We start from the raw sequence: 233 nt of genomic DNA, 5'->3' as shown, positions 1-233 counted from the left end.
CATGTATTTGGTAAAGACGGCGCAATAAAATTAGCTCAGCGTCATGGTGTGCCTGTATTGTCAAAAATTCCACTGGCGATTGATATTCGCGAATACTCAGAGCAAGGCAAATTAATAGCAATGGATAACCAAGCTACTGTGAGTAAAACTTATGCTGATGCTGCTCGCTTAATTGCCAGTACGCTTTACTACCAACAACCCCATCATGACTCAGTTGAGATCGTGATTACGGA

The 233-nt window shown here is 42.1% G+C and carries 1 protein-coding gene; it reads left to right on the top strand.

Annotated elements, in window-relative coordinates; all coding sequences use genetic code 11:
- Window positions 1–233, top strand: a 233-nt coding sequence (locus RG959_RS24965) for a P-loop NTPase (RefSeq protein WP_342799383.1), incomplete at both ends; no start/stop codon positions are given.

This window comes from Domibacillus sp. 8LH, assembly GCF_038806185.1.
GTDB lineage: Bacteria > Bacillota > Bacilli > Bacillales > Domibacillaceae > Domibacillus > Domibacillus indicus_A.
Note: the sequence above shows the minus strand (reverse complement) of the source record. Positions and strands in the feature narration are given on the sequence as shown.